13 protein-coding genes and 1 riboswitch are annotated in these 13,681 nt (G+C 73.3%); of the genes, 6 read left to right on the top strand and 7 right to left on the bottom strand.

What is annotated here, in order from left to right:
• Positions 1–104: 104 nt before the first annotated feature.
• Positions 105–1,367 (bottom strand): aminotransferase class V-fold PLP-dependent enzyme, encoded by a 1,263-nt coding sequence (locus tag SM452_RS03710; protein WP_463839288.1) that lies wholly within the window; start codon positions 1,365–1,367, stop codon positions 105–107.
• Between the two features lie 44 nt (positions 1,368–1,411).
• Positions 1,412–1,534: riboswitch (SAM riboswitch) on the bottom strand.
• 23 nt (positions 1,535–1,557) lie between these two features.
• Here SM452_RS03710 and SM452_RS03705 point away from each other — a divergent pair.
• Positions 1,558–3,051 carry a PrsW family intramembrane metalloprotease gene (locus tag SM452_RS03705; RefSeq protein WP_402814152.1) on the top strand — a complete coding sequence of 498 codons (1,494 nt, stop codon included), beginning with the start codon at positions 1,558–1,560 and terminating at the stop codon, positions 3,049–3,051.
• Positions 3,052–3,078: 27 nt separating this feature from the next.
• Here SM452_RS03705 and SM452_RS03700 read toward each other — a convergent pair whose 3' ends face one another.
• Together SM452_RS03700 and SM452_RS03695 are read right to left on the bottom strand one after the other, a co-directional pair.
• Positions 3,079–3,246: a hypothetical protein gene (locus SM452_RS03700; RefSeq protein WP_167796936.1), complete on the bottom strand. Its 168-nt coding sequence runs from the start codon at positions 3,244–3,246 to the stop codon at positions 3,079–3,081.
• Between the two features lie 96 nt (positions 3,247–3,342).
• Complete coding sequence (locus SM452_RS03695) at positions 3,343–3,690, bottom strand: GroES family chaperonin (protein WP_013288840.1); 348 nt, start codon at positions 3,688–3,690, stop codon at positions 3,343–3,345.
• 162 nt (positions 3,691–3,852) lie between these two features.
• Between SM452_RS03695 and SM452_RS03690 the strand changes: the two genes are divergently transcribed.
• On the top strand, positions 3,853–5,139 hold the full coding sequence (locus SM452_RS03690; protein ID WP_463839385.1) for an AI-2E family transporter: 1,287 nt from the start codon (positions 3,853–3,855) through the stop codon (positions 5,137–5,139).
• Between the two features lie 52 nt (positions 5,140–5,191).
• Here SM452_RS03690 and SM452_RS03685 read toward each other — a convergent pair whose 3' ends face one another.
• Positions 5,192–7,336 carry an ATP-dependent DNA helicase gene (locus SM452_RS03685; RefSeq protein WP_463839287.1) on the bottom strand — a complete coding sequence of 715 codons (2,145 nt, stop codon included), beginning with the start codon at positions 7,334–7,336 and terminating at the stop codon, positions 5,192–5,194.
• A 124-nt stretch (positions 7,337–7,460) separates the two neighbouring features.
• On the opposite strand from SM452_RS03685, the gene SM452_RS03680 reads away from it, so the two are divergent.
• Positions 7,461–7,967, top strand: coding sequence for a DUF402 domain-containing protein (locus SM452_RS03680; protein ID WP_123110811.1), 507 nt, complete (start codon positions 7,461–7,463; stop codon positions 7,965–7,967).
• A 6-nt stretch (positions 7,968–7,973) separates the two neighbouring features.
• Here SM452_RS03680 and sigJ read toward each other — a convergent pair whose 3' ends face one another.
• Entirely contained in the window at positions 7,974–8,927 is a 954-nt protein-coding gene (sigJ, locus tag SM452_RS03675; protein ID WP_355511477.1) for an RNA polymerase sigma factor SigJ, read from the bottom strand.
• A gap of 188 nt (positions 8,928–9,115) precedes the next feature.
• On the opposite strand from sigJ, the gene SM452_RS03670 reads away from it, so the two are divergent.
• From SM452_RS03670 to SM452_RS03660, 3 genes are all read left to right on the top strand, one after another.
• Positions 9,116–10,066 (top strand): PPK2 family polyphosphate kinase, encoded by a 951-nt coding sequence (locus SM452_RS03670; RefSeq protein ID WP_262013239.1) that lies wholly within the window; start codon positions 9,116–9,118, stop codon positions 10,064–10,066.
• A 149-nt stretch (positions 10,067–10,215) separates the two neighbouring features.
• On the top strand, positions 10,216–10,842 hold the full coding sequence (locus SM452_RS03665) for a DUF47 domain-containing protein (protein WP_013288834.1): 627 nt from the start codon (positions 10,216–10,218) through the stop codon (positions 10,840–10,842).
• 4 nt (positions 10,843–10,846) lie between these two features.
• A complete protein-coding gene (locus SM452_RS03660) occupies positions 10,847–11,851 on the top strand; it encodes an inorganic phosphate transporter (RefSeq protein WP_262013238.1) in 1,005 nt (334 codons plus the stop codon).
• A gap of 43 nt (positions 11,852–11,894) precedes the next feature.
• Here SM452_RS03660 and SM452_RS03655 read toward each other — a convergent pair whose 3' ends face one another.
• A complete protein-coding gene (locus SM452_RS03655; RefSeq protein ID WP_194801844.1) occupies positions 11,895–12,863 on the bottom strand; it encodes a Gfo/Idh/MocA family protein in 969 nt (322 codons plus the stop codon).
• Positions 12,864–12,922: 59 nt separating this feature from the next.
• Positions 12,923–13,516 carry a DinB family protein gene (locus SM452_RS03650; RefSeq protein WP_262013236.1) on the bottom strand — a complete coding sequence of 198 codons (594 nt, stop codon included), beginning with the start codon at positions 13,514–13,516 and terminating at the stop codon, positions 12,923–12,925.
• Between the last annotated feature and the right edge of the window lie 165 nt (positions 13,517–13,681).

Genomic DNA, 13,681 nt, shown 5'->3' with positions numbered 1-13,681 from the left:
CGGCGATCATGGAGTTAGCTGCCGGGAAAGCGCTTTCCGGGCCGGCCAACTTCATGATCGACGAGGCGGGGGAGTGAGTGGGTGGGGTGCGGCGGGGGAGAGGGCTAGGAGAGGTGGGTCAGGGCCGTCAGTAGGGCGTCTACCTCGCTCGGCGTGGTGCCCAGGCCGAGGCTGGCTCGTAGGGCTGTCGGTGGCAGGTCGGTGCGGCCGGTACGGGCGGCGGCCTCGGCCAGCAGGCGCCGGGTCAGCGGGTGGGCGCAGAACAGGCCGTCGCGTACCCCGATCCGGTGCCGGCTCGCCAGGTGGGCGGCCACCTCGGCGGAGTCCCGCCCGGCGACCACGAAGCTGACGATGCCCACCCGGGGCGCTTCGGGGGAGAACATGCGCAGCTCCACCACGTCCGGCAGCGCGGCCAGGCCGGTACGCAGCCGGGCCAGCAGCGCCTGTTCCCGGGCGTGCAGCGCGTCCCGGTCGGCCGCGCCGAGCGCCTCGCAGACCGCGGCGAGCGCCACCGCGCCGAGCAGGTTCGGAGTGCCGGCCTCGTGCCGGGCCGGGCCGGTCGTCCAGCGCACCTCGTGCGTCGCCGCGCCGACGTGGCTGGTGGCGCCGCCGCCGGCCAGGTACGGCGGGGCCGTGTCCAGCCAGTCCGCGCGCCCGGCGAGCACGCCCGCGCCGAACGGGGCGTACAGCTTGCGCCCGGACACTGCCACGTAGTCCACGTCCAGCGCGGTCAGGTCGACCGGGGCGTGCGGGGCGAGCTGCGCGGCGTCGACCAGGATGCGGGCGCCGTACCGGTGCGCCACCCGGGCCAGTTCGGGGACCGGCAGGCACTCGCCGGTGACGTTGCCGGCGCCGGTGACCGCCACCAGCACCGGCAGGCCGGGCCGGGCGTCGCGGGCCAGTTCGCCGAGCGCCGCCGCGAGGGACCGGACCGCCCCGGCCGGGCTGTCCGGCACCGGCAGCCGTACCGAGCCGCGCGGCCAGGGCAGCAGGTTGGCGTGGTGCTCGCCGCCGAACGTGATCACGGTGGTGCCGGCGGGCAGCGCCCGGGCCAGCAGGTTCAGCGCGTCGGTGGTGTTCCGGGTGAAGATCACGTGGTCGCCGGGGCGGGCGCCGAGGAAGTCGCCTACCGTCTGCCGGGCCCGCTCGTAGGCCAGCGTGCAGCGCCGCGACAGCGCGCCGGCGCCCCGGTGCACGCTCGCGTACCAGGGAAGAAGCCCGGCCACCGCGTCGGCCGCGGCCCGCGCGCACGGCGCGCTGGCGGCGTGGTCCAGGTTGATCTCCCCCGGTACGCCGAGCACGCCGAGCGGGTCGGGCCGGGCCGGCGCGGGCAGCACGGGCAGCGAGGGTACGAGGGTGACGGTCATGCCGGAGCCTCCGGGTCACAGGGACCCCAGGCGTGCCGGGACGGGGTCCGCGCTTGCCCGGCGCGCGGAGCGGCACCGGGCCCGGTCATCACCCGGGGCACCCCACCGCGAACCTCGACGAGGGTTGCCGGCCAGCAAGCCGGGGCTTGACGCTGGCGCTCGTGACCTGTTCGGGAGCATAGCCGTGACGATGCGACCGGACCAGTGGGTCGCGGGTGACTACGCTGACCGCATGGCCGACACCCCGCCCGGCGCAGCACCGCCGCCACCGCACGCGCCCGCCGCCCCGCCCGCGGGGGCGCCGACGCCCGGGATGCCGTCGCGCCGGTTCGGCTGGCGACGGGCGTCGGTGCTGGCCGGGGTGGTGCTGCTGATCGCGGCCGGCGCGCTCTACATGGTCTACGAGCTGAGTGAGAGCCTGGGCGCGGAGGCGCTCCTGGTGGGCGCCGTCGCGGCGGTCCTGCCGGTGCCGGTGCTGGTCGCCTGCCTCCTGTGGCTCGACCGCTACGAGCCCGAGCCGCTGCCCTACCTCGTCTTCTGCTTCGCCTGGGGCGCCTTCGTCTCCACCGCCATCTCGCTGAAGGTCAACCAGACCGGCGCGCAGATCTTCGACGACCTGGGGCTGCCCGCCGCGCTCACCGCGGTGCTCGTCGCCCCGTTCATCGAGGAGCTGACCAAGGCGGCCGGCCCGCTGCTGCTGCTGATCTTCCGGCGCCGCGAGTTCTCCGGGATCACCGACGGCCTGGTCTACTGCGGGCTCTCCGCGGTCGGCTTCGCCATGGTGGAGAACATCCTCTACCTGGGCGGCTACGGCTACCGCACCGGCGTGGAGCAGTACGGCCCGGCCACCGGCACGCAACTGGTGATCGCGCTTTTCATCGGCCGGATCCTGCTGTTCGGCTTCGCCCACCCGCTGTTCACCTCGATGACCGGTGTCGGGCTCGGTATCGCGGCGCGTACCGCCGACCGCCGGGTACGGGTGCTCGCGCCGCTCGCCGGGCTGCTCGTGGCGATGATCCTGCACGGCACCTGGAACCTGCTGCCGACGCTGGCCCAGGCCATCGGGCAGCCGGTGATCGCGCTCTACGGCTTCATCGGCCTGATGATGCCGATCTTCTTCGCGATGGTGGGGCTGGCGATCTGGCTGCGCGCCTGGGAGGGCCGGCTCACCGAGCGCACGTTGCCCGACTACGTACGCGCGGGCTGGCTCACCCCGCCCGAGGTGGCGGCGCTGGGGAGCCTGGGCCGGCGGCACGCGGCGCGTACCTGGGCCCGGCGGGTCGCCGGCGAGGGCGGGGTACGCGCGATGCGCGGCTACCAGTTCGCCGCGACCCGGCTGGCGCTGCTGCGTGACGGGATGCGCCGGGGACTCGATCACAAGCCCGCCGAGCGGGAGCGGACGGCACGGGAGGAACGGGAGTTGCTGGACGCGATCACCGCGTACCGGTCTTTCTTCGTCGGTCGTGACCCGCAGGCGCCGGTCGGGGTCTGGGACGGTCAGCGCTACCACCTGCGGTTCCCGGACGGTTCGCAGCGCCCGGTGGAGGCGCCGGACGACCCGGTGGTGCCGATCCCGGTGGTGCTGGCCCCGCCGCCAGCCTTCCCGCCGAGCGGCTACGGCCCGAGCGGTCACGGCCCGGGCGGCTGGCACGACCCGGGCGCGCCCTGGCACCCCGGGCGCTGAGGCCGGCCGGTTCGTCGGGGACGCCGGTCAGCTCATCAGGCCGGTCAGGAAGTCGCCGAGCCCCTGGGCGATGGCCATCAGCGCGGCCCCGATGCCCTTGAACACCTGCGCCGCGCCGTCCGGCCGGAACGCCATGAAGTAGATCAGGAACGCGAGGAATCCCCAGGCGAGGATCTTCTTGATCACTACCGGCATGGTGTCCCTCCCCAGGGCGCGCTGAGGTGCCTGGGCTTCCCGCCGGGCAGCGCCGCAAACGGCACCGCCGCGGAGCGAGCGGCGTCGGAGGGAGGACTACAGGTACAGACCGGTGGAGCCGGCGGCGGTGCTCTCCACCCGCTCGGCCGCCACGGCGTGCACGTCCCGCTCGCGCAGCAGCACGTACGCCCGCCCGTGCAACTCGACCTCGGAGCGGTCGTCCGGGTCGAACAGCACCCGGTCACCGGCCACGATCGCGCGGACGTTCGGCCCGACGCCGACCGCTGTGGCCCAGGCCAGCCGCTTGCCCACGGCGGCCGTCGCGGGGATGACGATGCCGGCGGTGGAGCGGCGTTCCCCCTCCGCACCCTCGGTACGCACCAGCACGCGGTCGTGCAGCAGGCGGATCGGCAGCCCGGCGTCGAGACTCTGGTCGGCGGTCACGCGAAGACGCTACCGCGTGGCCGTCCGTCGATTCCGGCGTGGTTGGTGAGAGCGCCGGGAGGGCAATGTGTGGCCGAGTCGCCCTAGGGTGGGGCGTACGGACGTATCCTGTGCCCCCTGTGACCCGGTGGGGCCGATTTGCCGGAGGTGCGCTTGAGCCGCATGGAGCGGATGCGCGGACGGCTCCGCCGTGCGTACGAGTCGGGCCGCGAAGCCGCCCGGACCCGGCGGGCAGCCGCCGCGGAGGCGGCGGACGGGGGCGTGGCCACGCCCGCCTCGCCCGGGCCGCCCGCCGCGCCGGAGGCGACGGTGGTGGGCGTCCAGCCGCCGGCGGCGATGCACTCCTCGACTGTGAGCCGGGACGACACCGAGGTGCCGCACGCGCTGCGCATCGCCGCCGCGTGGTGCTGGCGCCTGATCGTGATCGGCATCGTCACCTGGGCCCTGCTCAAGATCGTCGGCACGATCAGCATCGTGATCATCCCGCTGACCGTGGCGCTGCTGCTCTCCGCGCTGCTCGCCCCGGCGGTCGGCTGGCTGCTCCGGGCCCGCCTGCCCCGCTCCCTGGCCACCGGCGTGGTGCTCGTCGGCGGCCTGGCCGCCGTGGTGGGCACGCTGACGCTGGTGGTCAACGAGTTCATCAAGGGCGTACCGGAGCTGAGCGAGAAGTCCTCGCAGGGCGTTCGGCAGATCCAGGACTGGTTCAAGACCGGCCCGCTGCACCTGTCCGACAGCCAGCTCGACCGCTACATCAACGAGGCGCAGAACTGGATCAACGGCAACACCGAGCGGTTCACCAGCGGTGCGCTCAGCACCGCCGCCACGCTCGCCGAGGTGCTCACCGGCACCGTGCTCGTGCTGTTCGCCACGTTCTTCTTCCTGCGTGACGGCAATTCGATCTGGCGGTTCCTGGTCCGGCTGCTGCCGGTCGCGGCCCGCTGGAAGGTCGACGACGCCGGTCGCGCGTCGTGGGCGACGCTCGGCGCTTACGTGCGGGCCACGGTGCTCGTCGCCTTCATCGACGCGGTCGGCATCGGCATCTTCCTGGTGCTGTTCGACATCCCGTTCGCGTTCCCGCTGGCCGCGCTGGTCTTCCTGGGCGCGTTCATCCCGATCGTCGGCGCGTTCCTGTCCGGAGTGGTGGCCGTGCTGGTCGCGCTCGTCGACAGCGGCCCGGTGACCGCCCTGATCATCCTCGGCGTGGTGGTCGGCGTGCAGCAGGTCGAGGGCCACGTGCTCCAGCCGCTGATCATGGGGCGCGCGGTGGCCATCCACCCGCTCGCCGTGATCATCGGCATCGCCGCCGGAGTGGTGCTCGCCGGCATCGCCGGCGCGCTGGTCGCGGTGCCGCTGATCGCCGTCCTCAACACCGCGGTGCGCCGGCTCGCCGCGCGTACCGTGCCGGACACCCCGCCGGACGCGGTGGTGGTCGCCTCCCAGGCGCCCTGAACAGGAAAGACCCGCCGACGCCCGCGTCACCCCGCCCGGGGAGGCGCGGGCGTCAGCTCTTGGCGAGCCGTTCCAGCGCGCCCCGGGCCACCTCGGGCCGGGTGGTGTACCAGAACGGCGGCAGCGAGCGGCGCAGGAACGGACCGTACCCGCGTGCCGTCTCCAGCCGCGAGTCGAGCACCGCCACCACGCCCCGGTCACCGGTAGCCCGGATCAGCCGGCCGACACCCTGGGCCAGCCGGACCGCCGCGATCGGCACGCTCACCGCCGCGAAACCCGAGCCGCCGCCGGCGTCCACCGCCGCCGCCCGCGCCGCCGCGAGCGGCTCGTCCGGGCGGGGGAACGGCAACCTGTCGATCACCACGAGCTGGCAGGCGTCGCCCGGCACGTCCACCCCCTGCCAGAGCGACATCACCCCGAACAGGCAGCTCTCCCGCACCTCACGGAACCGGCGTACCAGCAGCGGCAGCGCCTCCTCGCCCTGGAGCAGCACGGGCAGGTCGGTCCGCGCGCGGACCAGCTCCGCGGCCTGCTGCGCGGCCCGTCGCGACGAGAAGAGCCCGAGGGTACGACCACCGAGCGCCTCGACCAGCGCCAGCAACTCCTCACCGGCCGGTCCGGGCAACCCGGAGACGCTGGGGCGGGGAAGGTGCGCGGCGACGTACAGGATGCCCTGCCGGGCGTAGTCGAACGGCGAGCCGACGTCGAGCGAACTCCAGCCCGGCCCCTCGGTCGCGGGGACGGTGCCGATCGACGCGCGGCTGCCCTCGGCGGCGGCCACCGGCGTGACCGGGGAACGGCCCGCGGCGGCAGCGGTGGCGATCGCGGCGGCGGCCGGTGACGGCGGGGCGGGCGGCGGCGCGTCCAGCCCCAGCGCCCGGGCCACCGTGTCGAAGCGGCCGCCCAGCGCCAGCGTGGCCGAGGTGGCGACCACCGTGCGCTCGTCGTACAGGTGGGTGGCGAGCGTGCCCGCCACCGACAGCGGCGCGACGACGAGTGCCCGGCGGCTGCCGTTGTCCGGCTTCTCGACCCAGGCGACGTCGTGGTCGGCCTCCTCCAGCAGCCGCTGGGCGGTGGTGGACAGCTCGTCCAGCACGGCCTTGGCCTGCTGCTTGCGTACCGGATCGGGGTCGTCGGCCTTCACGTCGCCGATGCCCTCCAGCGCGGTCCGGGTCGCCGAGTCCAGCAGCGTGCACGCCTCGCGCAGCGCGGGCGGCAGACCGGCGGTGAGCCGCCCGGCCGGCGCCTCGGCCAGCCCCACGGCGAGCGCGTCACCCGCCTCGGTGAGCCGTTCGGCCACGTCGGGACGCAGCAGCGGCCGGGCCCGCCGGGTGGACCTGTCGATCAGCTCCGGCACCAGCTCCGCCTGGGCGGCCGACGAGACCCGGTCGGCCAGCTCGTGCGCCTCGTCCACCACGAGCAGCTTGTGCGGCGGCACGATGTGCCGCCCGGCGAGCATGTCGACGGCGAGCAGGCTGTGGTTGGTGACCACGATGTCGGCCTCGCGGGCGCGCGCCCGGGACGCCTCCGCGAAGCACTCCTGCCCGAACGGGCAGCGACTCGCACCCACGCACTCCCGGGCCGGCATGGACACGCTGCGCCACACCTGGTCGTCCACGCCCGGATCCAGCTCGTCGCGGTCGCCGGTGGCGGTCTCCTCGGCCCAGTCGCGCAGCCGCTGCACCTGCTTGCCCAGCCGGCCCGCCTCGCCGAGCCACTTGGTGCCGCCGCTGTTGCCGGCGCGCGGCGCGTCGAACAGCGCGTCGTCCGGTTCGTCCTCGACCGAGCTGTCCAGCCGGGCCAGGCAGAGATAGTGGTGACGCCCCTTCAGCACGGCGAAGGTGGGACGGCGGCCCAGCACCGGCTCGACCGCGTCGGCCAGCCTCGGCAGGTCGTGCTCGACGAGCTGGGACTGCAACGCCAGCGTGGCGGTGGAGACCACCACCGGCCCGTCCACTGTCAGCGCCGGAGCGAGGTACGCCAGGGACTTGCCGGTGCCGGTGCCGGCCTGCACCAGCAGATGCTCTCCGGAGGCGATGCTGCGCTCGATCGCCTCGGCCATCTGCTGCTGACCCGGCCGGGCCGCGCCGCCCGGAACCGCGCCCACCGCGGCGGTCAGCAGCTCTCCGGCACCGGCGCGGCCCTTGCGGCGCTTCTTCGGGACGGCCGGGCCGGTGGCGGTGCGGGACGGGGTCACCGTGCGACCGTACCCGCCGGCACCGACGGGGGTCCGGCCGCTCCGACGGCGTGGCGGGACGGCGGGTCGCGTCCGGTTACCTCCCGATCGCGTGGCGTGGCCGGAATCGGTTAGGGTGCCAGGCATGCCGAGCGATGTGGTCCGCGTGATCTACCGCAAGTACGACGGCAGCGCACACCGCGACTACCCGGCCCGCCGGCTCGCCGAGGACGATCTCGGCGTCTGGCTCGGCGTGCCCGCCGGCACCGAGTCCGTCTACCACGGCCGCCCGTCGGTCGAGCGGATCCCGTTCGTCCTGCTGGTGCCGCACCACGGCTGGTGGACCGGCATGTTCAACCCGCCGCCGCGCACCAGCGAGGTCTACTGCGACATCGCCACCCCGGCCCGCTGGGAGGGCGAGGAGACGGTCCACCTGATCGACCTCGACCTGGACGTGGTGCGCCGCCGCGAGACCGGCCTGGTCGAGCTGCGCGACGAGGACGAGTTCGCCGTGCACCGGGCCCGCTGGGGCTACCCGGAGGACGTGGTCACCGAGGCCGAGGCCGCGTCCCGCTGGCTGCTCGGCGCGCTCGGCGACGGCACCGAGCCGTTCGCCACGTCGTACCGGAAGTGGCTCGCACTGGTGGTCTGAGCCGGCTCACCAGCGCGGCGGCCAGGCGGCGTCCGGTCCCAGCGGCGGCAGCTCGCCGACCTTGGCCGGGTTGAGCTGGTTGAACACGCCGGTGACCCGCCCCTCGTGGACGGCGAACGAGGTGACCATCCGGATGGTTCGCCCGTCCCGGTGGAAGAACTCCGTCTGCCATCCCAGTGTGCCGTCCACCAGCACCGGGCGTCCGCGCAGGCCACCCCGCTGCCGGGCCTGGCCGTACAGGCCGAGGAGCAGGCGGGCGACCGAGTCGACGCCGACCACCGGCCGGCGGCCGGCCGGGAAGTGGCCGCCGGCGTCGCCGATCGACACGACGTCCGGGGCGAGTACGCGGACCAGCTGCTCCAGCTCACCGGACTCCACGGCGGCGGCGAACGCGGCGAGCACCCGCCGCTGTTCGGCGAGGTCGGCGCTGTGCCGGGGCGCGTCCGGCCCGTGCACCGCGCGGCGGGCGCGCGACGCCAGCTGACGGGCCGCCTCCGGCGTCACCGCGAGCACGTCCGCCACGCCGGAGAACGGCACCGCGAACACGTCGTGCAGCACGAACGCCACCCGCTGCTCCGGCGTCAGCCGTTCCAGCACCACCAGCAGCGCGGTGCCGAGCTGGTCGGCGCGTACCGCCCGCTCGGCCGGGTCGGGCGCGAACCCGTCCGCCGCCGGCACCGCTGTCACCATCGGCTCGGGGAGCCACTGACCGGGGTACGCCTCCCGGCGCACCCGGGCGGAGCGGAGCACGTCCAGGCAGATCCGGGAGCAGGTGGTGATGAGCCAGCCGCGCAGATCGCGTACGCGGGCGCGTTCCTCCGGGTCGCTCAGCGCGCCGGAGAAGCGCAGCCAGGTCTCCTGCACCGCGTCCTCGGCCTCGCTGCGGCTACCGAGCATCCGCTGCGCCACAGCCAGGAGACGCCCTCGTTCCGCCTCGAACTCCCCCGCAAGCTCGTCCACCCCCTCATTCTCCCGCCCCACCCCTCGCCACGGCACCCCACCCACCCTCGCCGGCACCCCACCCACCCTCGTTGATCTTGCACTTGCCGCCCCGGCAAACGGTGCTTTCCGGGCGTATCGGGGGCCGCAACCGCAAGATCGACGGGGCGAGGCGGGCGGGGACGGGCTCCGGGGGTGAGGATCGGGGGATGAGTGAGGTGGTGCGGCCCGTCGGTGGGCCCATGCGGGAACTGCTTCGGGTTTCGCCGGGCACTGTGGATCTGGCGGCTGTCGACCCCCGGTCGACGCCGGGGCTGCCGGTGGCGGCCGGACGCGGACCGGCGCGCAAGGAGTGGGCGCGGGCCCAGGTCGAGCTGATCGGCGCGGAACTCGGGCGGCAGCAGGAGATGCTGTACGCCTCGGCGCAGGGCGCCGCCGGCCCGGGCAGCGCCACCAGCGCTCCGGCGCAGGCGGACGCCGGGCTGGACGGCGACCGGCCGCGCCGGGTGCTGCTGGTTCTCCAGGCGATGGACTGCGGCGGCAAGGACGGCGCTGTGAAGCGGGTGGCGGGCGCGATGAACCCGCTCGGGCTGCACATCCGCTCGTTCGGGCCGCCGACCGAGGAGGAGTTGCGGCACGACTTCCTGTGGCGGGTACGCCGGGCGCTGCCGCCACCCGGGTACGTGGGCGTGTTCAACCGCTCCCACTACGAGGACGTGCTCATCGCCCGGGTCGAAGGGCTGGTCGACGAGGCGACCTGGCGGTCCCGGTACGCGATCATCAACGACTTCGAGCGGGAACTGACCGAGCAGGCGGTCACAGTGGTGAAGGTCATGCTGCACATCTCGTACGCCGAGCAGGGCGAGCGGCTGATGGAGCGGCTCACCGACCCGACGAAGTTCTGGAAGTTCAACCCCAGCGACCTGGACACCCGGGCACGCTGGGGCGACTACCAGGACGCGTACGCCGAGGCTCTCCAGCGTTGTGGCACGGACGCCGCGCCCTGGTTCGTGGTGCCGGCGGACCGCAAGTGGTACCGCGACTGGGCGGTCGCCCACCTGCTGCGGGAGACGTTCGACGGGTTGGATCTGGGGTATCCGCCTGCCGATTTCGACGTCGAACGGGAGCGTGACCGGTTACGGAACCAACTCGGCGGGTGACCAGATGAACGGAAGGTGAACGAGCGGTGAATCGGGCCTGACCAGGGGTGGGCCGATCGAAAGTGGGTTCGGCGCGGTCCCTAGCATGCGCAGAGCAGACGCCCGGGGGGCGACGGCCACCCTTCCACCGACACGACGAGGTCCGTGCTGTGAAGTTTTCCTTCCGTCCCACCGAGGGCGCTTTCTACGAGCTCTTCACCAGGGCCGCGCAGAACCTGGTGAAGGGGACCGAACTGCTCAACGAGCTGGGTCTGCCCGGTGCCGACGTGCAGTCGATCAGCGAGCGGCTGACCGACATCGAGCACGACAGCGACCAGATCACGCACGAGCTGTACAAGAAGATCAACTCCACGTTCATCACCCCGTTCGACCGGGAGGACATCTACCGGCTGGGCTCGCTGCTCGACGACGTGATGGACCACCTGGAGGCGGTCGGCAACCTGCTCTACCTGTACGGCCTGACCAAGCTCCCGTCGCTTCCGCGCGAGCTGCACGAGCTGGTGAACGTGCTCGACCTGCAGGCCAAGCTCACCGCCGAGGCGATGCCCCGGCTGAAGTCGATGAAGGATCTCGAGGACTACTGGATCGAGTGCAACCGGCTCGAGAACGACGGCGACCAGGCGTACCGGATGCTGCTGGTACGCCTCTTCTCCGGTGAGTACGACGCGCTCACGGTGCTGAAGATGAAGGAGGTGGCCGACGAGCTGGAGGCCGCCTGCGACGCCTTCGAGCACGTCGCCAACACCGTCGAGACCATCGCGGTCAAGGAGTCCTGATCCAGTGACACCCGAACTCATCGCCGTGCTGGCGGTGATCGCGGTCGCCATGGCGTTCGACTACACGAACGGCTTCCATGACGCGGCGAACGCGATCGCCACCAGCATCTCGACCCGGGCGCTGACCCCCCGGATCGCGCTCGCGCTGGCCGCCGTCGGCAACTTCGTCGGCGCGCACTTCGGCGCCGGGGTGGCCAAGACGGTCGGCGACGGGCTGGTGACGTTGCCGACCGGGGTGGAGAGCCTCGGCGTGGTCTTCGCCGGCGTGCTCGGCGCGATCATCTGGAACCTGATCACCTGGTACTTCGGCCTGCCGTCCTCGTCCTCGCACGCCCTCTTCGGCGGCCTGGTCGGCGCCACCCTGTTCGCCGCCGACGGCATCGTCCAGTGGGGCACCATCATCGAGAAGGTCCTCGTCCCGATGGTGCTCTCGCCGGTGGTCGGCCTGATCCTCGGCTTCCTGATGATGCTGGCGATCATGTGGCTGTTCCGGAAGGGCCAGCCCGGCAAGCTCAGCCGCGGCTTCCGGTGGGCGCAGACCGCGTCCGCCGCCGCCATGTCGGTCGGCCACGGCATGCAGGACGCCGCCAAGACCATGGGCATCATCGTGCTCGCGCTCTACACCGGTGGTTTCCAGGAGAGCAAGACGCACATCCCGGGCTGGGTGTTCTGGACCTCCGCCGCGATGCTGGCGGCCGGCACGTACGCGGGCGGCTGGCGGATCATCCGGACGCTCGGCCGGAAGATCATCGACCTCGGCCCCGCGGAGGGCTTCGCGGCCGAGACCGTGGCCAGCGCGGTGCTCTACTTCAACGCGCTGGTGCTGAAGGCGCCGATCTCCACCACGCACACGATCACCTCGGCGATCATGGGTGTGGGCGCGACGAAACGGCTCTCCGCGGTGCGCTGGAACGTGGCGGGCAACATCGTGATCGCCTGGATCATCACGTTCCCGGCTGCCGCCGCGATCGCCTGCCTCGCGTACCTGCTGGTCCGGCCCTTGTTCTGAGTGACCTGACGCCGAGGGGTTCCCCGCCGTGGCGGGGGACCCCTCACGCGTAGGAGACGCCGATCCGGGCCTTGATGTCGTCGATCAGGCCCATCACCTCGAGCGTGGCGGAGTGCGGCACCAGCGGGCTCTCGGTCAGTCCGGCCGCCAGGCAGCGCTGCACCTCGATCGCCTCGTACTGGTAGCCGCCGCCGGTCAGGTCCGCCGGGATCGTCTCCGGCTCGGCGCCGGCTCGGTGCAGCACCACGTGCGCGGGCCGGAAGAACAGCTCGGGCAGGTCGATCCGGCCGGTCGTACCGGTGATCGACGCGGAGATCGCGGTCGCTCCGACCATGCCGCAACTGAGCGTCGCCACCGCGCCGGAATCCCAGCCGAGCACCATGCCGGTGTTCTCGTCCACCGCCTCCGGGGTCAGCTTCGCCCACGCCTGCACGTGCTGCGGCACGCCGAGCACCAGGTGGGCCAGGCTCAGCGGGTAGACGCCGAGGTCGAGCAGCGCGCCGCCGCCGAGCGTGCGGGCCCGCATCCGGTGCTCCGGCGGGAACGGGCCGGCCACACCGAAGTCCGCCCGTACGTGCGTCACCTCACCGATCGCGCCGTCCCGGATCAGCTCCAGCACGCGCAGGATCAGCGGGTTCGTCCGCATCCACATGGCCTCCATGAGGAACAGACCTCGGGCGCGGGCCGTGTCCACCAGTTCGGTGGTGGTCGGCAGGTCCAGCGTGCACGGCTTCTCCACGAGCACGGCCTTGCCGCCGGCCAGGCAGGCGAGCGCCGCCTCGTGGTGCGCGGCGTGCGGGGTGGCCACGTAGATCGCGTCCAGGTCCGGGTCCGCGGCCAGTTCCGCCCACGAGGCGTACGCCCGCGGCACGTCGTGCCGGCGCGCGAACAGCTCGGCGCTCTCCCGGGTACGCGAGCCCACCGCGACCAGTTCGGCGTCCGGCACCAGCCGCAGATCCTCGGCGAAGCGGGCGGCGATGTTTCCGGTGGCCAGGATTCCCCAACGCGTCATGCCCGGCACGCTATCCCTTCCCGCTCCGGGGCCGGCAGGGTGATCCACCCGTCGGGACGTCAGGCGGTGCCGCGGGCGTCGGCGGCGGCCCGGGCGGCCCGTTCGATCATCGCCCGACGCGCCGTCAGCGTCGGCTGGTCGGGCTCCAGGTGCGCGTACTCAACCCATGCCCCGGTCGAGCCGTCGAGCTGCTCGCGCAGGATGTCGGCGTGCCCCGCGTGCCGGCTGGTCTCGGTCAGGACGTGGACCATGACGTTGAACAGCTTGACGTCGGGGCGGGGCCACCACGGCACGTGGCCGGGGGCGTCGATCGCGAGGGCGTCGATCGTCGCGTCCGCGTGCTCCCACGTCCGCCGGTAGCGGCCGATCACCTCCTCGCGGGTCTCGTGCTCGCCCGCCCACATGTCGGTGTCGTCCGGATCCGGGGCGTCCCACCGGGGCAGCGGCTGCGGGAACGGCCTGCCGAACACCTCGCCGAAGTACCGGGCCTCCCCGGCCGCCAAGTGCTTGACCAGGCCGAGCAGGTTGGTGCCGGACGCGGTCAGGGGACGGCGCACGTCGTACTCGGACAGCCCGTCGAGCTTCCACAGCATCGCCTCGCGGATCTGACGCAGGTCGTTGTGCAGATACCGCTTCGCGAAGTCGTCGATCACGGGTCACCACCCTGCCAGTCACGGCCGGCGGACGCTGCCCCGTGCCGGCGACGGTCCGGCTGGTCCGGCCGGCCGCGCACGACCGGGCGCGACGAGCTGATGCCGCTTCGCGGCGAACACGTAGCGTGAAGATCGCGCAGGGTCACGACTGCTGACCGCCTCCTC

Source organism: Micromonospora sp. SYSU B005 (assembly GCF_055362685.1).
Note: the sequence above shows the minus strand (reverse complement) of the source record. Positions and strands in the feature narration are given on the sequence as shown.